At 59.1% G+C, this 21,504-nt stretch carries 19 protein-coding genes and 2 pseudogenes; 11 read left to right on the top strand and 10 right to left on the bottom strand.

What is annotated here, in order from left to right; all coding sequences use genetic code 11:
- Positions 1–70: 70 nt before the first annotated feature.
- From hutH to ACP7A4_RS14695, 11 genes are all read left to right on the top strand, one after another.
- The gene (gene hutH / locus ACP7A4_RS14745; RefSeq protein WP_426247602.1) at positions 71–1,603 is read left to right on the top strand and encodes a histidine ammonia-lyase; all 1,533 of its coding nucleotides are present in this window, start codon (positions 71–73) and stop codon (positions 1,601–1,603) included.
- Between the two features lie 73 nt (positions 1,604–1,676).
- Entirely contained in the window at positions 1,677–3,080 is a 1,404-nt protein-coding gene (locus ACP7A4_RS14740) for an amino acid permease (protein ID WP_426247600.1), read from the top strand.
- A gap of 28 nt (positions 3,081–3,108) precedes the next feature.
- Complete coding sequence (gene hutI / locus ACP7A4_RS14735; RefSeq protein ID WP_426247598.1) at positions 3,109–4,314, top strand: imidazolonepropionase; 1,206 nt, start codon at positions 3,109–3,111, stop codon at positions 4,312–4,314.
- Positions 4,315–4,325: 11 nt separating this feature from the next.
- Complete coding sequence (hutG, locus tag ACP7A4_RS14730; protein WP_203303128.1) at positions 4,326–5,132, top strand: N-formylglutamate deformylase; 807 nt, start codon at positions 4,326–4,328, stop codon at positions 5,130–5,132.
- Positions 5,133–5,266: 134 nt separating this feature from the next.
- On the top strand, positions 5,267–6,238 hold the full coding sequence (pip, locus tag ACP7A4_RS14725; RefSeq protein WP_048364580.1) for a prolyl aminopeptidase: 972 nt from the start codon (positions 5,267–5,269) through the stop codon (positions 6,236–6,238).
- The gene (gene dtd, locus ACP7A4_RS14720; protein WP_426247595.1) at positions 6,235–6,672 is read left to right on the top strand and encodes a D-aminoacyl-tRNA deacylase; all 438 of its coding nucleotides are present in this window, start codon (positions 6,235–6,237) and stop codon (positions 6,670–6,672) included. Before pip ends, dtd begins: the two co-directional genes overlap by 4 nt.
- Positions 6,673–6,959: 287 nt before the next feature.
- Positions 6,960–8,627 (top strand): glucan biosynthesis protein G, encoded by a 1,668-nt coding sequence (locus ACP7A4_RS14715; protein WP_426247739.1) that lies wholly within the window; start codon positions 6,960–6,962, stop codon positions 8,625–8,627.
- Positions 8,620–11,172 (top strand): glucans biosynthesis glucosyltransferase MdoH, encoded by a 2,553-nt coding sequence (gene mdoH, locus ACP7A4_RS14710; RefSeq protein WP_059761516.1) that lies wholly within the window; start codon positions 8,620–8,622, stop codon positions 11,170–11,172. Before ACP7A4_RS14715 ends, mdoH begins: the two co-directional genes overlap by 8 nt.
- A gap of 256 nt (positions 11,173–11,428) precedes the next feature.
- Positions 11,429–12,226 (top strand): transporter substrate-binding domain-containing protein, encoded by a 798-nt coding sequence (locus ACP7A4_RS14705; RefSeq protein ID WP_426247593.1) that lies wholly within the window; start codon positions 11,429–11,431, stop codon positions 12,224–12,226.
- Between the two features lie 174 nt (positions 12,227–12,400).
- Positions 12,401–13,363: an amino acid ABC transporter permease gene (locus ACP7A4_RS14700; RefSeq protein WP_059761514.1), complete on the top strand. Its 963-nt coding sequence runs from the start codon at positions 12,401–12,403 to the stop codon at positions 13,361–13,363.
- Complete coding sequence (locus ACP7A4_RS14695; RefSeq protein WP_048364574.1) at positions 13,356–14,090, top strand: amino acid ABC transporter ATP-binding protein; 735 nt, start codon at positions 13,356–13,358, stop codon at positions 14,088–14,090. The genes ACP7A4_RS14700 and ACP7A4_RS14695 overlap by 8 nt, the downstream gene beginning before the upstream one ends.
- Positions 14,091–14,267: 177 nt before the next feature.
- Here the strand turns inward: ACP7A4_RS14695 and ACP7A4_RS14690 are convergent, their stop codons facing one another.
- From ACP7A4_RS14690 to hisI, 10 genes and pseudogenes are all read right to left on the bottom strand, one after another.
- A complete protein-coding gene (locus ACP7A4_RS14690) occupies positions 14,268–14,981 on the bottom strand; it encodes a methyl-accepting chemotaxis protein (RefSeq protein WP_371260586.1) in 714 nt (237 codons plus the stop codon).
- Between the two features lie 144 nt (positions 14,982–15,125).
- Positions 15,126–16,184, bottom strand: a pseudogene (locus tag ACP7A4_RS14685) (methyl-accepting chemotaxis protein); the annotation flags it as partial.
- Positions 16,185–16,401: 217 nt separating this feature from the next.
- Positions 16,402–17,265 (bottom strand): methyl-accepting chemotaxis protein, encoded by an 864-nt coding sequence (locus tag ACP7A4_RS14680; protein WP_420850440.1) that lies wholly within the window; start codon positions 17,263–17,265, stop codon positions 16,402–16,404.
- Positions 17,257–18,237, bottom strand: a pseudogene (locus tag ACP7A4_RS14675) (methyl-accepting chemotaxis protein); the annotation flags it as partial. The pseudogene ACP7A4_RS14675 and the gene ACP7A4_RS14680, both read right to left, overlap by 9 nt.
- A gap of 279 nt (positions 18,238–18,516) precedes the next feature.
- Complete coding sequence (locus ACP7A4_RS14670) at positions 18,517–19,227, bottom strand: 16S rRNA (uracil(1498)-N(3))-methyltransferase (RefSeq protein ID WP_048364571.1); 711 nt, start codon at positions 19,225–19,227, stop codon at positions 18,517–18,519.
- Positions 19,224–20,021: a twin-arginine translocase subunit TatC gene (tatC, locus tag ACP7A4_RS14665; RefSeq protein ID WP_048364570.1), complete on the bottom strand. Its 798-nt coding sequence runs from the start codon at positions 20,019–20,021 to the stop codon at positions 19,224–19,226. The genes ACP7A4_RS14670 and tatC overlap by 4 nt, the downstream gene beginning before the upstream one ends.
- A gap of 4 nt (positions 20,022–20,025) precedes the next feature.
- Entirely contained in the window at positions 20,026–20,442 is a 417-nt protein-coding gene (tatB, locus tag ACP7A4_RS14660) for a Sec-independent protein translocase protein TatB (RefSeq protein WP_059761511.1), read from the bottom strand.
- 10 nt (positions 20,443–20,452) lie between these two features.
- The gene (locus tag ACP7A4_RS14655) at positions 20,453–20,731 is read right to left on the bottom strand and encodes a twin-arginine translocase TatA/TatE family subunit (RefSeq protein ID WP_019825245.1); all 279 of its coding nucleotides are present in this window, start codon (positions 20,729–20,731) and stop codon (positions 20,453–20,455) included.
- 24 nt (positions 20,732–20,755) lie between these two features.
- The gene (locus ACP7A4_RS14650; RefSeq protein ID WP_048364568.1) at positions 20,756–21,088 is read right to left on the bottom strand and encodes a phosphoribosyl-ATP diphosphatase; all 333 of its coding nucleotides are present in this window, start codon (positions 21,086–21,088) and stop codon (positions 20,756–20,758) included.
- Complete coding sequence (gene hisI / locus ACP7A4_RS14645; RefSeq protein ID WP_059761510.1) at positions 21,081–21,482, bottom strand: phosphoribosyl-AMP cyclohydrolase; 402 nt, start codon at positions 21,480–21,482, stop codon at positions 21,081–21,083. Before hisI ends, ACP7A4_RS14650 begins: the two co-directional genes overlap by 8 nt.
- Positions 21,483–21,504 lie beyond the last annotated feature (22 nt).

The following is a 21,504-nucleotide window of genomic DNA, read 5'->3' as shown; positions in this document are numbered from 1 at the left end:
GCGCCTACCTAAAACAAGATCGTTTCAAACGGCTTCTACTATTTATCAACACACGTGAAGGAGTATTAACGTGCTTGAGCTAAACCTGATCCCCGGCCAACTGAGCCTTGCCCAGCTGCGTGACATTTATCAGCAGCCTGTGGCCCTCACGCTGGACGAAAGCGCCTCGGCGCAGATTGACGCCAGCGTGGCGTGTGTTGAACAAATTTTGGCTGAAAATCGCACGACCTACGGCATCAACACCGGTTTCGGTCTGCTGGCGTCGACCAAAATCGCCAGCGCGGACCTCGAAAACCTACAGCGTTCTCTGGTGTTGTCTCACGCGGCAGGCATTGGCGAACCGATCAGCGATGATCTGGTGCGCTTGATCATGGTGCTCAAGGTCAACAGCTTGAGCCGTGGTTTCTCCGGTATTCGTCGCGTGGTGATCAATGCATTGATCGCGCTGATCAATGCCCAGGTTTATCCGCACATTCCGCTCAAAGGTTCAGTGGGCGCATCAGGTGATTTGGCGCCCTTGGCGCACATGTCGCTGGTGCTGCTGGGCGAAGGCAAGGCGCGCTACAAAGGCGAATGGCTGGACGCACGCGCTGCGTTGAAACAGGCCGGTCTTGAGCCGCTGACCCTGGCTGCGAAAGAGGGGCTGGCGCTGCTCAACGGCACGCAGGTGTCGACCGCATTTGCTTTGCGCGGGTTATTTGAAGGTGAAGACCTGTTTGCCGCCGCGATGGCGTGCGGAGGCTTGACCGTTGAAGCGGTGCTGGGTTCGCGCTCCCCGTTTGACCCGCGCATTCATGCGGCGCGTGGTCAGCGGGGGCAAATCGACGCCGCCGCGATTTACCGCGACTTGCTGGGTGAAAGCAGCGAAGTGTCGTTGTCCCACAAGAACTGCGACAAAGTTCAAGACCCGTATTCCCTGCGTTGCCAGCCGCAAGTCATGGGCGCGTGCCTGACTCAGTTCCGTCAGGCCGCCGAGGTGTTGGGCATTGAAGCCAACGCCGTGTCGGATAACCCGTTGGTGTTCGCCGAGCAGGGCGATGTGATTTCCGGCGGTAACTTCCACGCCGAGCCGGTGGCAATGGCCGCCGATAACATGGCCTTGGCCATTGCTGAAATCGGTTCGCTGAGCGAGCGCCGTATTTCGCTGATGATGGACAAGCACATGTCGCAATTGCCGCCCTTTTTGGTGGGCAATGGCGGGGTCAACTCCGGCTTTATGATTGCCCAAGTGACCGCCGCGGCGCTGGCCAGCGAGAACAAGGCGTTGTCGCATCCGCACAGTGTGGATAGCATTCCTACGTCGGCGAACCAGGAAGACCACGTGTCTATGGCACCTGCTGCGGGCAAGCGTCTGTGGGAAATGGCTGAAAACGTGCGCGGCGTACTGGCGGTCGAGTGGCTGGCGGCGTGTCAGGGTCTGGATTTGCGCGATGGCCTGAAAACCTCACCCAAGCTCGAAATCGCCCGCACCACGTTGCGCGACAAGGTCGCGTTCTATGAGAAGGACCGTTTCTTCGCCCCGGACATTGAGGCGGCCATGCAACTGCTGGCGTCGCGCTGCCTGAATGCGCTGGTGCCTGCGCAAATTCTGCCCAGCCTGTAATCACATCGTCGCAGAGGGCCTTGGCCCTCTGTGCGGCTGTGTTCGCCGACAAAAATAATTAAGGACGCGCGAAATGCACAAGCAAGCTCAAGGTTTGAAGCGCGGGCTATCGGCTCGCCACATCCGTTTCATGGCGCTGGGTTCAGCGATTGGGACGGGACTGTTCTACGGTTCTGCCGCGGCCATCCAAATGGCCGGGCCTGCGGTATTGCTGGCGTACCTGATCGGTGGCGCGGCAGTGTTCATGGTGATGCGCGCACTGGGCGAAATGGCCGTGCGTGATCCGGTTTCCGGGTCGTTTGGGCATTACGCCAGCACTTATCTAGGGCCGATGTCGGGTTTCATCCTGGGGTGGACCTACGCCTTCGAGATGATCATCGTGTGTTTGGCCGATATCACCGCGTTCGGTATTTACATGGGGTTCTGGTTCCCTGACGTCGCGCGCTGGATTTGGGTACTGGGCATTGTGCTGCTGATTGGCGGCCTGAACCTGTGCAGCGTCAAAGTCTTTGGTGAAATGGAGTTCTGGTTGTCGCTGCTCAAGGTCGCGGCCATCGTGGCGATGATTTTGGCCGGTTTCGGCATCATGCTGTTCGGGATTGGCAGCGCGGGCAGTGTGGACGCAGCTGCCACCGGGATCAGCAACCTGTGGTCGTTTGGCGGGTTCATGCCCAACGGCGTCGGCGGTTTGATCGCTTCGTTTGCCGTGGTGATGTTTGCTTTTGGCGGCATCGAGATCATTGGTATTACAGCCGGTGAAGCCAAAGACCCACAACGCGTGATCCCGAAAGCCATCAACGCAGTGCCATTACGTATTTTGCTGTTCTACGTGCTGACCCTGTTTGTACTGATGGCCATTTACCCGTGGACGCAGATCGGCACGCAAGGCAGCCCGTTTGTGCAGATTTTCGACAGCCTGGGCATCAGCTCGGCGGCGACGATCCTCAACATCGTGGTGATTTCAGCCGCAGTGTCTGCCATCAACAGCGATATCTTCGGCGCGGGTCGCATGATGTTTGGCCTGGCTCAACAAGGTCAGGCGCCTAAAGGCTTCGCGCAGATCTCACGCCACGGTGTGCCCTGGATGACGGTGTTGGTCATGGGCGTGACGCTGCTGGCAGGCGTGGTGCTCAATTACCTGATCCCGCAAGACATCTTCCTGATCATCGCCTCGATTGCGACTTTTGCAACCGTCTGGGTGTGGCTGATGATTCTGGTCACGCAAATGGCCATGCGCCGTTCGATGAGCGCTGAAGAAGTGGCGCAGCTCAAGTTTCCGGTGCCGTTCTGGCCGTATGCTCCGATTGCAGCCACAGCCTTCATGGTGTTTATCTTTGGCGTACTGGGTTATTTCCCTGACACCCGTGCGGCCTTGATTGTCGGCGCAGTCTGGATTGCATGCTTGGTCGTGGCTTACCGGTTGTGGGTAAAGCCGGTGGCCAAACGGGCGGTCAAACCGCAGGTTGAATTGTCCTGATCCCAACGTTTAACGGCGGAGTAAGTGAATGAAAACGCTTTGGCAACACTGCAATGTCGCAACCATGACCGAGGGTACGTATTCGATCATCGAAGACGCGGCCATCGTGACCTATGAAGGCTTCATTGAGTGGATTGGCCCACGGCTGCACTTGCCTCAAGGCGAGTACAGCCAGACTCACGGCCTGGAAGGGGCGTGGGTGACGCCGGGGTTGATCGACTGCCATACGCACACGGTGTTTGGCGGCAACCGCAGTGGCGAATTCGAGCAGCGCCTGCAAGGTGTCAGCTATGCCGACATTGCAGCGGCCGGGGGCGGAATTGCCAGCACCGTACGTGCGACTCGCGCAGCCAGCGAAGAGGAATTGTTCACCAGTGCGCGTGAGCGTTTGACCTGTTTACTGCGTGATGGCGTCACCAGCGTTGAAATCAAATCCGGCTACGGCTTGAGCCTTGAAAGCGAGCGCAAAATCTTGCGCGTGATTCGCCGCCTGGGCGAAGAGTTGCCCGTTACGGTGCGCAGTACGTGCCTGGCCGCGCATGCTTTGCCGCCGGAATTCAAAGATCGTCCAGACGACTACATCGACCTGATCTGCAACGAGATGCTGCCCACCTTGGCGGCCGAAGGGTTGGTGGACGCAGTGGATGCGTTTTGCGAGTACCTGGCGTTTTCTGCGGCGCAGGTGGAGCGTGTGTTCAAGGTGGCGCAAACGCTAGGGCTGCCGGTCAAGCTGCATGCCGAGCAGTTGTCATCGCTGCATGGTTCCAGCCTGGCGGCGCGTTATCAGGCGCTGTCGGCGGACCATCTGGAGTTCATGACCGAGGAAGACGCTATCGCCATGGCCGCGTCTGGCACGGTCGCGGTGTTACTGCCCGGTGCGTTTTATTTCTTGCGCGAAACCCAATTGCCACCGATGGACGCCTTGCGCAAGCACGGGGTCAAAATTGCCATCGCCAGCGACCTCAATCCGGGCACCTCGCCTGGGTTGTCGTTGCGCTTGATGCTGAACATGGCGTGTACGTTGTTTCGCATGACCCCCGAAGAGGCGCTGGCGGGCGTCACCTTGCATGCGGCGATTGCGCTGGGCATGGGCGACACCCACGGTTCGCTGGAACCGGGCAAAGTGGCGGACTTCGTGGCCTGGAACATTGATCGCCCGGCGGATCTGGCTTACTGGCTGGGCGGCGATCTGGACAAACGCGTCGTGCGCAATGGCGTGGACGTAGTGCTTTAGGAGAAACATTTGTGGACAAGGTTCTGACATTCAAACAAGGCCGCGTGCCCTTGCTGATCAGCATGCCCCACGCGGGGTTGCGTCTGACGCCTGCGGTCAAGGACGGCTTGATCCCCGAGGCACACAGCCTGCCGGACACCGACTGGCACATTCCGCGTCTTTACGAATTTGCCGCTGAACTGGGGGCCAGTACGTTGGCGGGGGAGTATTCGCGATTCGTGATTGACCTCAACCGCCCAGAGAACGATGCACCGATGTACGTGGGCGCGACCACGGGGCTGTTCCCGGACGTGTTGTTTGACGGCGTGCCGCTGTTTCGCGAAGGGCTTGCGCCGTCGAAGGCTGAGCGGGCGACTTACCTTGAACAGATCTGGAAGCCTTATCACCAGACCTTGCAGCAGGAGCTGGCCCGGTTAAAGGCTGAGTTTGGTTATGCATTGCTGTTTGATGCGCACTCGATTCGTTCGCACATCCCGCACTTGTTTGACGGCAAGCTGCCGGACTTCAACCTTGGCACGTTCAACGGCGCCAGCTGCGACCCGCAACTGGCCTGTGATCTGGAAACGATCTGCGCGCAGCATCCGCAGTACAGCCATGTCCTGAACGGGCGTTTCAAGGGTGGCCATATCACCCGCCACTACGGCAGCCCGGCGGAGCATATCCATGCGGTGCAACTGGAGTTGGCGCAGAGCACTTATATGGAAGAGGTTGAGCCGTTCAATTACCGCCAAGACCTGGCCGGGCCGACGCAGATTGTGCTCAAACAATTGCTGGCGCGGATTATTGCGTGGGGGGAAGGGCATTACGCTAAGGCCTGAAATCAAAAGCCCTTCTCACTCTGCATTCACCGTTATAAGCACCTGCTCATTCCCGCTAATCGGGTTTATGATGCCAGACGGCAACATTTTTGAAGTCCCCGCAGGGATGACCTCAACCCCCGATGGAGTGCGTCATGCAGACCTTGTTCCCGCAGATCAAACCCTACGCCCGGCATGAGCTGGCGGTTGATGGGCCGCATGTTCTTTATGTTGACGAAAGCGGTTCGCCCGACGGCCTGCCCGTGGTGTTCGTGCACGGTGGGCCGGGGTCAGGCTGCGATGCCAACAGCCGGTGCTATTTTGATCCGGGGCTGTATCGCATCATCACGTTTGATCAGCGCGGCTGCGGACGCTCGACCCCGCACGCCAGTCTGGAAAGCAACACCACATGGGATCTGGTCGCTGACATGGAGCGGATTCGTCGGTATCTGGGCATCGACAAGTGGCTGTTGTTTGGCGGTTCGTGGGGCTCGACCCTGTCATTGGCGTACGCACAAAGTCATCCAGCGCAGGTGCTTGGCCTAATTTTGCGTGGGATATTTCTGGCTCGCCCGCAAGAAATCGAATGGTTCTATCAGGCCGGTGCCAGCCGGATCTTCCCGGATTATTGGCAGGACTACGTAGCGCCGATTCCGCCCGAAGAACGCCACGACCTGATGGGTGCCTTTTACAAACGCCTGACGGGCAATGATCAGATTGCGCAAATGCACGTGGCCAAAGCGTGGTCGACCTGGGAAGGGCGTGCCGCCACCCTGCGGCCCAACCCGCAGGTGGTCGAGCGTTTCTGCGACCCGCACCGGGCATTGTCGATTGCCCGGATCGAATGCCACTACTTTATGAACAACGCGTTCCTGGAGCCTGACCAGTTACTGCGTGACATGCACAAGATCGCTCACCTGCCAGCGGTGATCGTGCATGGTCGCTACGACATGATTTGCCCGCTGGATAACGCTTGGGCGCTTCATCAGGCTTGGCCTGGCAGTGAGCTGCAAATCATTCGCGAGGCCGGGCATGTGGCTTCCGAACCCGGTATCACCGACGCCCTGGTGCGCGCCACCGAGCAAATGGCCCGGCGCTTGCTCAATCTGCAACCGGATGAAGCATGAAGGGGCTTTTACAACGGGTCAGCCGTGCGCGGGTTGAGGTGGCGGGGGAGATCGTCGGCTCAATCGATCAGGGTTTGATGGTGCTGGTGGCCGTCGAACCCGGTGACACTGAAGCCGGCGCCGCGAAGTTGCTGCATAAACTGCTCAACTACCGTGTGTTCAGCGATCCGGAAGGCAAAATGAACCTCTCGCTGGCCGACATTGACGGCGGTTTGCTGTTGGTGTCGCAGTTCACCCTGGCCGCCGACACTAAAAGTGGCCTGCGCCCAAGCTTCTCCACCGCCGCCCCGCCCGAGGTCGCCCACGCTTTGTTCGAGCACCTGTTGAAGGAGGCCAATCGGCTGCATCCACAGGTTGCTTCAGGGCGATTTGGTGCCGATATGCAGGTGCATTTGGTCAACGATGGCCCCGTTACATTTTTGTTACAAACCTAAAACCCCGAAAATCGGTGTTTTCGTCAGAAAACAGGGGTTTTTAAGCATAAATACTTGCTGACAGTAGATGCGTTGTCACGCGGGCTACTAGATAATCCCGCGCTACACAGAGACTAATCCGACGCGCCTGGGGAATCATTCATCCCTTTGACGGTCGGAACAGTGCTCGCCAACCCGGCATTCAAGCGCTGGCGGTTGGTTTCATCATCTGTATTCGGCGAGGTTTGCTCGTGATTGTTAGTCCATTTAATGCACCAAAAAAGTCTGCCAAGCGGTTACGCAACGCACTGGTGACGGGCTCTGCGCTCTTTTGCTTGTTCGGTGCGGGTCAACTGTGGGCATTCAGTCTGGATGACGTGGCGGCAGAGGCTAAAACCCTCGCCGAGCATAAGTACCAAGTACCACGCAGCAATTTGCCAAACGAATTTCGCGACATGAAGTTTGCGGACTATCAAAAAATTCGTTTCCGCAACGAGAAAGCGCAGTGGGCTGACGACAAAACCCCCTTCAAATTGTCGTTCTATCACCAGGGCATGCACTTCGACACGCCAGTGAAGATCAACGAAGTCACCGCCACCAAAGTGGAAGAGATCAAGTACGACACCAGTCGTTTCGATTTCGGCGACGTTAAATTTGACCCTAAAGCCACCGAAAACCTCGGTTGGGCGGGTTTCCGCGTGCTGTATCCGCTGAACAAGGCAGATAAGCAGGACGAAGTCATGACCATGCTGGGCGCGAGCTATTTCCGCGTTGTCGGTAAGGATCAAGCTTACGGTCTGTCGGCGCGTGGCTTGGCCATTGATACGGCATTGCCTTCTGGCGAAGAATTTCCGCGTTTCACCGAGTTCTGGATCGAACGTCCGAAAGCCGGTGACAAGCACCTGGTGATTTTCGCGCTGCTGGATTCGCCGCGTGCCACGGGCGCTTACCGCTTTACGCTGCGCCCGGGTGTTGACACCGTGGTCGACGTCAAAGCGCAAATGTTCCTGCGCGACAAAGTCGGTAAGTTGGGCATCGCTCCGCTGACCAGCATGTACTTGTTCGGCGCCAATCAGCCGTCCAAAGTGCTCAACTACCGTCGCGAACTGCACGATTCGTCGGGTCTGGCGATCCATGCGGGTAACGGCGAGTGGATCTGGCGTCCGCTGAACAATCCCAAGCATTTGTCGGTGAGTAATTTCTCGGTTGAAAACCCGCTGGGCTTTGGCCTGTTGCAACGCGGCCGTGACTTCAGCCACTACGAAGACCTCGATGACAACTACCACAAGCGCCCAAGCGCGTGGATCGAGCCACAAGGTGACTGGGGCAAAGGCACGGTTGATCTGGTAGAGATTCCGACCGCCGATGAAACCAACGACAACATCGTTGCCTTCTGGAGCCCGGACACTCAGCCTGAGCCGCTCAAGCCTTTCGACTTCGCGTATCGCCTGCACTGGACGATGGACGAAGCCGCTTTGCACCCTAAAGACAGCGCCTGGGCTCAGCAAACACTGCGTTCGACCGGCGACGTCAAGCAATCCAACCTGATCCGTCAACCGGACGGCAGCGTGGCTTACCTGATTGACTTCGAGGGCCCGTCCTTTGAGAAGTTGCCAGCAGACGCCGCCATTCGCAGCCAGGTCAGCGTGGGTGATAACGCCGAGCTGGTAGAAAACAACCTGCGCCACAACCCGGAAACGAAGGGCTGGCGCTTGACCCTGCGCTTGAAGGTCAAAGACCCAAGCAAGTCCACCGAGCTGCGTGCAGCACTGGTCAAAGATGAAGACCCGGCGCCTGTTGCTCCGTTGACCAAGGCTGAAAAAGCAGCGGCCAAGGCGCAGGAAAAGAAAGAGCAGCTCAAAGCCAAGGACGCCAAAGCGCCTGCGGCCGAGGCGGCTCCAGCTACCCCAGCGCCAGTCAAGACTGAAAAAGTCCTGACCGAGACCTGGAGCTATCAGTTGCCAGCCGATGAGTAATGCTCACGCACAACCCGTCTCGCTCAGCGAGTACCTGGCGCATCTGCCGCTGAGCGATGAGCAGCGCGCCGAACTGGCGAGCTGCACCTCGTTCGAGCAGCTGCACGAGCGCCTTTCGGCCCGCGCCGACGTGAACTGCGCCGAGGCCGCTCAGGCGTCGGTGGGCACACGGCTGACACTCGGTTCGGCCGAGGCGTTGGAGGACGCAGAAATGCTGGCCGTCGACGCCAGTGGCCGGGTCATGCTCAAAGCCACGCCGCCGATTCGCCGTACCAAGGTGGTGCCTGAACCGTGGCGTACCAACATTCTGGTACGCGGCTGGCGGCGCCTGACCGGGCGCAGCAACCCGCCGGCTCCGCCTAAAGATGAACGCGTTCTGCCCAAGGCGCGCTGGCGCACCGTGGGTTCGATTCGTCGTTACATTCTGTTGGTTTTGATGCTGGGCCAAACCATCGTCGCTGGCTGGTACATGAAAGGCATCATGCCGTACCAGGGCTGGTCGTTCGTTGATCTTGATGAAGTGGTTCATCAGCCGTTGCTGCAAACGGCGCAACAAGTGCTGCCTTATGCGCTGCAAACCAGCATCCTGATTCTGTTCGGGATTCTGTTTTGCTGGGTGTCGGCGGGTTTCTGGACAGCCTTGATGGGCTTTCTGGAATTGTTGACCGGTCACGACAAATACCGCATTTCAGGCGCCAGCGCGGGTAATGAGCCGATCCCCCAAGACGCCCGTACCGCGTTGGTGATGCCGATCTGTAATGAAGACGTAACCCGCGTATTTGCAGGCTTGCGTGCGACTTACGAATCGGTGGCAGCGACCGGTGACCTGGACCGTTTTGACTTTTTCGTCCTCAGCGACAGTAACGACCCGGATATCTGCGTGGCTGAACAGCAGGCGTGGCTGGACGTGTGCCGCGAGACCGAAGGCTTCGGGCGGATTTTCTATCGCCGTCGTCGCCGTCGTGTGAAACGCAAAAGCGGCAACCTCGACGACTTCTGCCGTCGCTGGGGCGGTGATTACAAGTACATGGTGGTGCTCGACGCAGACAGCGTGATGAGCGGCGAATGCTTGACCAGCCTGGTGCGCTTGATGGAAGCCACGCCAGACGCGGGCATCATTCAGACCGCGCCACGCGCTTCGGGCATGGACACGCTATATGCGCGTATGCAGCAGTTCGCTACGCGGGTCTACGGCCCGTTGTTTACCGCCGGTCTGCACTTCTGGCAGTTGGGTGAATCTCATTACTGGGGCCACAACGCCATCATCCGCATGAAGCCTTTTATCGAGCACTGCGCCCTCGCGCCATTGCCGGGTAAAGGAGCGTTTGCGGGCGCGATTCTGTCCCATGACTTCGTTGAAGCGGCATTGATGCGCCGTGCCGGTTGGGGGGTGTGGATTGCCTACGACTTGCCGGGCAGCTATGAAGAACTGCCGCCTAACTTGCTGGACGAACTCAAGCGTGACCGTCGCTGGTGCCACGGCAACTTGATGAACTTCCGCCTGTTTTTGGTCAAAGGCATGCACCCGGTTCACCGGGCCGTGTTCCTCACAGGCGTGATGTCGTACCTGTCGGCGCCGTTGTGGTTCTTCTTCTTGCTGCTGTCGACGGCCTTGCTGGCAGTCAACACGCTGATGGAGCCGCAGTACTTCATGGAACCGCGTCAGCTGTATCCGCTGTGGCCTCAATGGCACCCGGAAAAAGCCGTAGCGTTGTTCTCGACCACCATCGTGTTGCTGTTCCTGCCTAAACTGCTGAGCATCATTTTGATCTGGGCCAAAGGCGCGAAACAGTTCGGTGGCAAGTTCAAGGTCACATTGTCGATGCTGCTGGAGATGCTGTTCTCCATGCTGCTGGCGCCGGTGCGCATGATCTTCCACACCCGCTTTGTACTGGCTGCGTTCCTGGGCTGGGCAGCGACCTGGAACTCGCCACAACGTGACGATGATTCCACGCCGTGGAGCGAAGCCGTGCGCCGTCATGGCCCGCAAACCCTGTTGGGTGCGGCCTGGGCTGCGTTGGTGCTGTGGTTGAACCCAAGCTTTCTGTGGTGGTTGGTGCCGATTGTCGGTTCGCTGATGCTGTCGATCCCGGTGTCCGTGATTTCCAGCCGTGTGAAGTTGGGCCTCAAGTCCCGTGACGCCAGCTTGTTCCTGATTCCTGAGGAATACGCGCCGCCCCGTGAGTTGTCGGCTACGGCTGAATACACCCACGAGAATCGTTACCACGCGCTGCACGACGGCTTCATCCGTTCGGTGGTTGATCCACAACAGAACGCTTTGGCGTGTGCTTTGGCGACCTCACGTCACCGTGAAGCCGAGCCGATTGAATGGCTACGTACCGAACGCGTTCGACATGCCTTGAAAGTGGGGCCTGCGGGGCTTAACAACAACGAGCGCATGGCGCTGCTGAGCGATCCGGTGGCATTGGCACGCTTGCACGCGCTGGTGTGGAGCGAAGGTCATCAAGACTGGCTCAACGCCTGGCGTGAGTCGGTCACAGCCGACGCCCACGCGCCGCTGTTACCGTTACAGCCAGCCGCTTGACCCCAAGCCCGTCCCCTCACCCGAGCGGACGGGCTTTTTTGTGGTCGTTGCCCAAGGCGACGTCCCGGCTTGCTTCGCAACCTGCGCCAGAGGCTACGGATGATCTGTCGCGCTTTTGTGATGCAAAGTCTTTGTCCTCCCCCTGCTCTGAGTTAGCATCCATCTTCGAATGGGTGAGTGCCCGGCGGTATTGGCTTTGAGTCTGGAGCCGGCCGTAGGCCAACACCTTTATTGAGTAGGTTCCGGGGAGTTGATGATGAAGAAGTTTCTGTCGAAACTGATGTTCAGTGTCACTGCACTACTGGCGGTTAGCGCAGCCCATGCAGGCGCAATTGATGACGCGGTCCAGCGTGGCACGTTGAAGGTGGGCATGGACCCGACGTACATGCCATTCGAAATGACCAACAAACGCGGCCAGATCATTGGCTTCGAAGTCGACCTGCTCAAAGCCATGGCCAAGTCGATGGGGGTCAAGCTGGAGCTGGTGTCCACGGGCTACGACGGCATTATCCCGGCCTTGATGACCAACAAATTCGACATGATCGGCAGCGGCATGACCCTGACTCAGGAACGTAACCTGCGCCTGAACTTCAGCGAACCCTTCATCGTTGTGGGCCAGACCCTGCTGATCCGCAAGGAACTGGCTGACAAGGTTAAAACCTACAAAGACCTCAACGACCCGCAATACCGCCTGACCTCCAAGCTGGGCACCACCGGTGAAATGATCGCCAAAAAACTGATGTCCAAAGCTCAGTACCACGGCTACGACAACGAACCCGAAGCGGTGCTGGACGTGGTGAACGGCAAGGCAGATGCCTTTGTTTACGATGCGCCTTACAACGTAGTGGCGGTTAACAAGTTCGGTGACGGCAAACTGGTGTACCTCGATCAGCCGTTTACCTACGAGCCGTTGGCCTTTGGCCTGAAGAAAGGCGACTACGACAGCCTTAACTTCATCAACAACTTCCTGCACCAGATCCACGAAGACGGCACCTACGATCGCATCCATGACAAGTGGTTCAAAGACACCACCTGGCTCAAGGACATGGAATAAGCGCGATGCTTTGTAGCCGTTGCCGAAGGCTGTGCACGGTTGTGCAGCAGCCGTAAAAAAGCGTAATGCGATTCAGATGAAACACCGAGGCGCTCCAGATATGAGCGCTTCGCCCTCGCACGTAGCCTTCGGCAACGGCTACGGGCCCGGCTTTACTCCTGATGGAACCTGAACGTGATCAAACAAAAAAAAGCCCAGTGGCCCTGGCACGTGTTAACCGTGCTGGTGCTCATCGGTCTGGCGGGCGCGTTGTATTACGCCACCTCGCTGATGTCCTACGAATGGCGCTGGAACCGAGTCCCGCAATACTTCGTCTATCAGGCCGAAGAAGCCCAGCGGGCCACTGAAGCTTCCACCGTGATTGAGTTGGTGCGCAAAGGCGATCAAGCCGACGTCGTACTGCGTGCCGAAGATGGCACTGAACAACGCCTGAGCGTGGCTGACAACAGCGTGCAACTGGCCGAAGGCGATGACGTGGCCGAGGGCGATGTAGTCGGCGTGAACCGTCACTGGGCCGCCGGACCGCTGCTGCTGGGGTTGTGGACCACCGTGTGGTTGTCGCTGGTGTCAGGGGTGTTGGGCCTGATTATCGGCCTGGCCACCGGGTTGTGCCGCCTGTCGAATAACCCGACCCTGCGTGACCTCTCGACGCTTTATGTCGAACTGGTGCGCGGTACACCGCTACTGGTGCAGATTTTCATCTTTTACTTCTTTATTGGCACCGTGCTGAATCTGTCCCGCGAGTTCGCCGGTATTGCCGCGTTGTCGCTGTTTACCGGTGCATACGTGGCCGAGATTGTGCGTTCGGGTGTGCAGTCCATCGCCCGCGGGCAAAACGAAGCCGCGCGCTCCTTGGGCCTTAACGCCAGCCAGTCGATGCGTTACGTGGTGCTGCCGCAAGCGTTCAAGCGCGTACTGCCGCCGTTGGCCGGGCAATTTATCAGCCTGGTCAAAGACACCTCGCTGGTGTCGGTGATTGCCATCACCGAGCTGCTCAAAAGCGGCCGCGAAGTCATTACCACCTCGTTTTCGCCGTTCGAGATTCTGTTCTGCGTGGCGGGCCTGTACCTGTTGATCAACCTGCCGCTGTCGCATTTGGCCAGCCGGCTTGAGCGGAGGCTCGCGCAAAGTGATTGAAGTCCGCGAACTGGTAAAAGTTTTTGACACGCGTGGGCACCTCGTCCGCGCCGTGGACAACGTGAGCACCACCGTCGCCAAAGGCGAGGTGCTGGTGGTGATCGGCCCGTCAGGTTCGGGCAAGTCAACTTTCCTGCGCTGCTTGAATGGCCTGGAAGATTTCGACTCAGGCTCGGTCAGCATCGACGGTGTCGACCTGGCCAACCCTAAAACCGACGTCAACGCCTATCGCCGTGAAGTCGGTATGGTGTTCCAGCATTTCAACTTGTTCCCGCACATGACCGTGCTCGAAAACCTGTGCCTGGCGCAGAAAGTGGTGCGCAAACGTGGCAAAGCCGAGCGCGAGGCCAAGGCCCGTGCGCTGCTGGAAAAGGTCGGCATCGGCCAGAAAGCCAATGAATACCCCTCGCGCCTGTCGGGTGGCCAACAGCAGCGCGTGGCGATTGCCCGTGCGCTGGCAATGGAACCCAAGGTGATGCTGTTTGATGAGCCAACGTCGGCGCTAGACCCGGAAATGGTGGGCGAAGTGCTCGACGTGATGAAAACCCTGGCACGCGAAGGCATGACCATGGTGTGCGTGACCCACGAAATGGGTTTTGCCCGTGAAGTGGCGAACCGCGTGTTGTTCTTCGATCACGGCAAATTGCTGGAGGACAGCGCCCCGCAAGACTTCTTCAATTCGCCTAAAGACCTGCGAGCACAGGCTTTTTTGCGCCAGGTGCTGTGAGCCCCGGCTCACGAGGGAATGGCCGAGGTTGGCGTAGGCGGCGTTCGATTGTGAAGCGATCATAAACCCGACGACTGCGGTGTCTCTGAGACACCGCGCGGGTTGGTTTTTACGACCGCTTCGCGCCCGGACGCAGCCTCGTATGACTCGTCAACGGCTACGTTTTGCGTGCGCGAGTTACACCTTAAACCGTGCCACCAACCCTTGCAGATGCGTGCCCAGCCGCGCCAGTTCCATGCTCGACGCAGCGGTCTCTTCACTGGCGGCCGAGGTCTGCTCAGACACATCGCGCACGTTCAATACGCTGCGGTTGATCTCTTCTGCCACCGCGCTTTGCTGCTCTGCCGCTGCGGCAATCTGCTGGTTCATCCCTTGAATGGCCGACACGGTGCGGGTGATGTTGCCCAGTGAATCGCCTGCGCGGCGTGTCAGTTCAACACTGCTGTCGGTCAGGCTGCGGCTGCTGTCCATGCTGCTGGACACTTGCAGCGTGCCGCTTTGCAGGCCGGCAATCAGTTCTTCAATCTCTTCGGTCGATTGCTGAGTGCGTTGTGCCAGGCTGCGCACTTCATCGGCCACGACCGCAAAGCCGCGTCCTGCTTCTCCGGCCCGGGCCGCCTCAATCGCCGCGTTAAGGGCCAGCAAGTTGGTTTGCTGGGCCACGGACTTGATCACGTCCAGCACGCTGCCAATTTTGTCGCTTTCGCGCTTCAAATGGTCCATCGCTTCGGTGGAGTGACCGACTTCAATCGCCAGCTTCTCGATCTGTGCAATCGCTTGGGCGACCACTTTGTCACCTTCACGGGCTTGCTGGTCGGCGGCCACGGCGGCTTCGCACGCTTCTTCGGCATTACGCGCCACTTCCTGCACGGTAGCGGCCATTTCGTGCATGGCGGTGGCCACCTGATCGGTCTCCACCTTTTGGCTGTTGACCCCCGCGCTGGTCTGTTCGGTAACGGCGGAGAGTTCTTCGGCGGCACTGGCGATTTGCGTCACGCCATCGGTGATCCCACTGATCAACTCGCGCAGGCCCACGGTCATGCGCTGTACGGCGCGTTGCAGTTGCCCCAACTCATCGCGCCGGGCAGTGTCGTAGTCGTGCGTCAGATCACCTGCGGCCACGCGCTCAACGGTTTTAAGGGTTTGACGCAGCGGGATGACGATCTGGCGCGTGATGCTCCAGGCGCCAATCACGCCCAGTAGCAAGGCGAGCAGGGTGCAGCCGATCAGCAGCGTTTTGGCCCGCTGGCTGTCCAGGTCACGCTTGGCGGTTTGCATACCTGACAGTTGCTTGCTCAAGTCGATCAGGTTGTTGCCCAGTGCCTGCATGCGCTCAAGCGCGTGGGTATTGGCGACTTGGGCGTCACGAAACGTGGTCACGGCGGCGCGGTAGTTTTGCAGCGATTGTGCAGCCTGTTGCAGGTTGGCGATGTGCTCGTCGGGGAGTTTGGTCGGCAAACTGTTGAGTGCTTTGAGGGCGTTGTCGATGGCGTCCAGCGCCGGTTGTTCGGCCTCAGGTTTACCGCTGTAGGTGTAGCCGCGGACCTGAAAGCGCGCTTGTTGCAGCAATTTGCTCAGTTCAATCACGCTGTTGAACTGGGGCACGCTATCGCCTTGCGACAAGGCTTTTTCAATGGCTGTGACGTTGGCAACAGCCGCGTCAGCCGTGGCGCCGAGTTGTGTGCGGCTGGTTTCGCGGGCTTGAGTGGCGAGCGTTATATCAGCCACGGCGCGCCGGTAATCGGCCACAACGGCCAGCTGTTGTTGTACCAACTCAATGTCTTCAGGCGTGGTCAGTTGACGGCGCGAGGTTTCCAGCGCCTCGTCCAGTTCGCTCAGGCGCCCGTTCAATTCGCCGGGGCCGTGGTCGCCCCGCTCCCTTTCATAATCAAGACGCGCGATGCGCAGGTCTTTGGTCAGGGCAATGATTTTTGAAATATTCGCCAGCTTGTCGCCGCGGTCAATCACGGACGCCAGGCCGTTCCAGCCGGTGGCGGTGATCAGCAAGGTCAGGATCAACACCAGGCCAAAGCCCAGGCTGAGTTTACGAATAACGCTGATATTGCCTAGCGTGTGGGCCAACCAACGGTACATGGCGGTGCTCCTTTTTTGACCGAACCGACTCCATGACAAGCAGTCCCGTGCTTCGCGGTCTTTTTATTAGTTATCAGGCCATCGGCGCGAGCCAACATAACTAAAACCCGGTCGCTCAGAGTGTGATGGACGTCGCAGGCTTAGTGCCATCACGCAGTGTAGCCGTTGTCGAGCAGCGCGAGGTTGTGATCGGGCTGCTCGCCAATGGCTACAGGGGTTAGACCTTGAAACGGCCCACCAAGGTTTGCAGGTGAGTGCCCAGTCGGGCCAGTTCCACGCTGGAAGCGGCGGTTTCTTCGCTGGCCGCAGCGGTTTGCTCAGACACATCGCGCACGTTGAGCACGCTGCGGTTGATCTCTTCGGCGACCGAGCTTTGCTGCTCGGCGGCAGCTGCAATCTGCTGGTTCATACCCTGGATGGTCGATACGGTACGGGTGATGGTGCTCAGCGAGGCCCCGGCGCGACGGGTCAGCTCGACGCTGCTGTCGGTCAACACGCGGCTGTTGTCCATGCTGGTGGACACCCGTTGCGTACCGCTCTGCAAGCCAACAATCAACTCTTCGATTTCTTCGGTAGAGGCTTGGGTGCGTTGCGCCAGGCTGCGCACTTCATCGGCCACCACGGCAAACCCGCGGCCCGCCTCGCCCGCCCGTGCAGCCTCAATCGCCGCGTTGAGCGCCAGCAGGTTGGTCTGTTGCGACACTGATTTGATCACGTCCAGCACGCTGCCAATCTTGCCGCTTTCTTGTTGCAGGTGCGTCATGGCGTCGGTGGACTTCAGCACCTCGGCGGCCAGGTGCTCAATCTGTTCAATGGCCTGCGCGACCACCGTGTCACCTTCACGCGCTTGTTGATCGGCGGCGACGGCAGCCTCAGAGGCTTCTTCGGCGTTACGCGCGACTTCATGCACTGTGGCGGCCATTTCGTGCATGGCGGTGGCCACTTGATCGGTCTCAACCTTTTGGCTGTTGACCCCGGCGCTGGTCTGCTCCGTCACGGCTGACAACTGCTCGGCCGCGCTGGCGATCTGGGTCACACCGTCGCTGATACCGCCGATCAGGTCGCGCAGTTCGCCGGTCATGCGGGCAATGGCCTGCTGCACCTGGCCCAGTTCGTCGCGACGCTGAGTAGGGTGATCTTGACTGAGATCGCCTGCGGCTACGGCTTCTACGATGCGCAGGGTGTGTTGCAGCGGGGTGACGATCTGTCGGGTAATCAGCCAGGCTGCCAGTGTGCCGAGCAACAGGGCCAATACGGCGCAAACAATCAGGGCGGTTTTGGCCTGTTGTGCATCGTTGTCGCGCTTGGTGGTTTGCGAGGTCGCCAGTGCGTGGCTGAGGTTCACCAGGCTGTCGCCCAAGGCTTGCAGGCTGTTCTGTTGCTGGTCGCTGAGCAGCTGCGAGTCACGGAACTGCCCGAACGTCTCGCCGTAATTTTTCAGCGAGTGAGCGACTTGTTGCAACTGCGGGCTGTATTCGCCGGGCAATTGCGCCGTGAGGCGGGTGAGTTCGTTTTGAGCGACGAGGATGGCATCCAGTGCGGGTTGCGCGGCATCGGCTTCGCCACTGTGGGTATAGCCGCGCACTTGATAGCGCGCGTGTTGCACTTGGCGGCTGAGTTCGTTGACCCGGTTGAGCATGGCCAGGTCATTGCCCTTGAGTACCTCTTTTTCGATGCCATCGATACTGTCGGCGGCGCTTTGCGCGCTACTGCCAAGGCGTGCCCGATTAAGCTCGCGGGCCTGGGTGGCCTTGTCGATTTCGCTGAAGATGTTTTTGTATTGCGCGACCGCCTGCAACTCTTGGTTGATCATGGTCAGATCTTGCGAGACCACCAACTGCTTGCTGGCGAGCGTCAGATTGTTATCGATATCGTTCAGCAGGTCATTGACCTCGCCGGGGCCATTCTCACCGTTATCCCGGTCGTAGGACACGCGGGCAATGCGCAGGTCTTTGACCAGCGCCACGGTGTCGGAAATGGTGCTGAGCTTTTTGCTGCGATCAATGATCGACGTCAGTCCGCTCCAGCCGGTGGCGGTAATCAACAGCGTCATGATCAGCACCAGGCCAAAGCCGAGACTGAGTTTGCGATTGACGCTGATATTGCCCAGCGTGGTGGTCAACCAATGGTTCATGGTGATGCTCCTTATCTGATCGATTCACATCGATGCGCGCCGTCCATGGCCACTGAGTATGCTTTTGAGGAGCCAGCTTATCGGCCGCAAAGGGCCGGACTTGAGGGGTTTTATACAAATTGTATTTCAAATGCCCGCAGGCGCTGACGAGGCACGCGGCGGCGAAGCAGCCGTAAACCCGATGACAGGGTGGGCGCCTTAAAACAAGCGGGCGAGGAGGGCGGTGACGGCGGTTTCAACCCGCAAAATGCGTGGCCCGAGTTGCACCGGTTGCAACCCGGCCTTGGCCAGCAGGTCGATTTCGTAAGGGATCCAGCCACCTTCCGGGCCAATGGCCAGCGTCACGGCTTGGTCCAGCCCGCGCGGGCATTCAGGGTAATCACCGGGATGGCCCACTAGCCCCAATGTGCCATCAACCAAGGCTGGTAGGCGGTCTTCAACAAACGGCTTGAAGCGTTTTTCAAGGGTGATGTTCGGCAGCACGCTGTCACGGGCTTGCTCAAGCCCCAGGATCAACTGCTCGCGAATGGCTTCAGGTTCCAGAAACGGGGTTTGCCAAAAGCTTTTCTCGACCCGGTAACTGTTCACCAACACGACGTTGGGTACACCCATGGCGGCCACGGTTTGTAGCACCCGGCGCAGCATTTTCGGGCGCGGCAGGGCCAGCAGCAAGGTCAGGGGCAGTTTGGCCGGGGGCGGCTGGTCGAGGCTGTGGATCACCAGCTCGGCCTCTTTGGCTTCAAGGCGCACCAGTTCGGCACTGCCCATCAAGCCACCTATCCGGCCTACTCGCAGGCTGTCGCCTACAACAGCGCGGTGAACTTCCTGCATGTGCGTCAAGCGCCGGTCGCGCAGGATCACGCGGTCGGCAGCAATGAAATCGGCCTCTTCGAGGAGCAGCAGGTTCACGCTTGAGGCGCTGGCGGTTGGGCGTTCTGGTCAGCCGGTTGATCGTCGGTATCGTCACCGCGTTTGTTTTTGCTCACCAGGCTGCCAAACAGAATGCCGATTTCAAACAGCATCCACATCGGAATCGCCAGCAAGGTTTGCGAGAAAATATCCGGCGGGGTCAGGATCATGCCGACCACGAAGCAGCCGATGATCACGTACGGGCGGATTTTGCGCAGGTATTTGACGTCGACAATGCCAATCCACACCAGCAGCACCACGGCCACCGGGATTTCAAAGGCCACGCCAAAGGCGAAGAACAGGGTCATGACGAAATCAAGGTAACTGCTGATGTCGGTCATCATCGCGACGCCTTCGGGGGTGGCGGCGGCGAAGAACTTGAACACCAGCGGGAACACCAGGAAGTAGGCAAACGCCATGCCTGCATAGAACAGAAAGATGCTCGACACCAGCAACGGCACGGCGATGCGCTTTTCATGCTTGTACAGGCCCGGCGCGATAAAGCCCCAGATCTGGTGCAGGATCACCGGGATGGCAATAAACAGCGACACCATCATGGTCAGCTTGAGCGGCGTAAGGAACGGCGAGGCCACGTCAGTGGCAATCATCGTGGCGCCCACTGGCAAGTACTCACGCAGGGGCGTGGAGACTAGCGTGTAGATCTGCTGCGTGAAGGCGAACAAGCCGGCGAAGATGATGAAAATCGCCGCGATGCAGCGCAACAGGCGGGTGCGCAGCTCGGTCAGGTGCGAAACCAGCGGCATTGGCTGGTCATTTTCAGGAATGTCGCTCATGCGCTTAAGGGGCTCGCGGTGGCAGGGTTGGGTCGTGTGGCGCTGGCGTTTGAGGCGCAGGCCCGGACGCGGTTTTGCTCAGGCTCACGGGCGCGGGGCTGGCGGGTTCGACAGGTGCAACGGCCACCGGTGTCGCGGGCGGCTCAACAGGCGTGAGAGGTTTCACGGCGTCTTGCAGCGGGGCCAGAATCTTCTTGGCCTCTTCTTCCATCGACAGGATGTGTTCGTTGTGCAGCTGGCGCCGGATCTCATCGGCACCGATCTCACGTTCAACTTCCTGTTTGATCGCATTGAAACTGCGTTTCAAGCGCCCGACCCACAGGCCCGCCGTGCGTGCCGCACCCGGCAGGCGTTCTGGCCCGAGCACGAGCAGAGCCACCAGGCCGACGAGCAGCAGTTCACTGAAGCTGATACCGAACATTAGTTTTGGCTCACACGTCTTTGCGGGTCGGCTCTTCGACTTTTTGTGCCTGCACGTCGATGGTGTGCGGCTCGTTCAAGGTCGAAGTGGTGTGGGGTTGTGGCGCGGCAGTCGGCTGCGCAGGTGGCACCACCGGTTCAGCCGGTTTTTCGTCGTCGTTCATGGCTTTGCGAAAGCCCTTGATCGATTCGCCGACGTCAGTGCCGAGGTTTTTCAGTTTTTTGGTGCCGAAGACCAGTACCACGACTACCAGAATGACGATCCAGTGTTTCCAGTCAAAAATGCCCATGATCGGTTCCTTTGCAAAAGAGGGTTAAGCGGACGGCCGCGAGGCTTTTTCCACGTGGCCGGAGGTGCCGATGCGACGCTCCAGTTCATCCAGTACAGCCTGCGGATGCTGCCCCAGTTGGGCGAGCATGATCATGCTGTGAAACCACAGGTCGGCGGTTTCGTAGATCACATCGCTGCAATCACCGCTGATGGCGGCGTCCTTGGCAGCAATGATGGTCTCGACCGATTCTTCACCGACCTTTTCCAGAATCTTGTTCAGGCCCTTGTGGTACAGGCTGGCAACGTAAGAGCTGCCCGGTTCGGCATTCTTGCGCTCTTCGATCACTTGGGCAACGCGGCTCAAGGTGTCAGTCATGGGAGTGCCCTGCTTGGTAAATGGCGTGCGGGTCTTTCAGAACCGGGTCTACGGTCTTCCACTCGGTGTTTTCGTACACGCGATAGAAGCAGCTCTGACGGCCGGTATGGCAGGCGATGTCACCGATCTGTTCAACCATCAAAATGATGACGTCAGCGTCGCAGTCCAGGCGCATTTCATGCAGCTTTTGTACATGGCCCGACTCTTCGCCCTTGCGCCACAGTTTGCCGCGCGAACGTGACCAGTAAATGGCACGGTTCTCGGCAGCGGTCAGGCTCAACGCTTCGCGGTTCATCCAGGCCATCATCAAGACGCGCCCGGTTTTGTGGTCTTGGGCAATCGCCGGCACCAGGCCGTCGCTGTCCCATTTGATCTCGTCCAGCCAGTGTTTCATGTTTGACTCCGACAACGGGTCC

It is taken from the genome of Pseudomonas sp. TWR3-1-1, from assembly GCF_049896545.1.
Lineage (GTDB): Bacteria > Pseudomonadota > Gammaproteobacteria > Pseudomonadales > Pseudomonadaceae > Aquipseudomonas > Aquipseudomonas weihenstephanensis.
The sequence above is the reverse complement of the archived record's forward strand: the minus strand, read 5'-3'. Positions and strand labels throughout refer to the sequence as shown.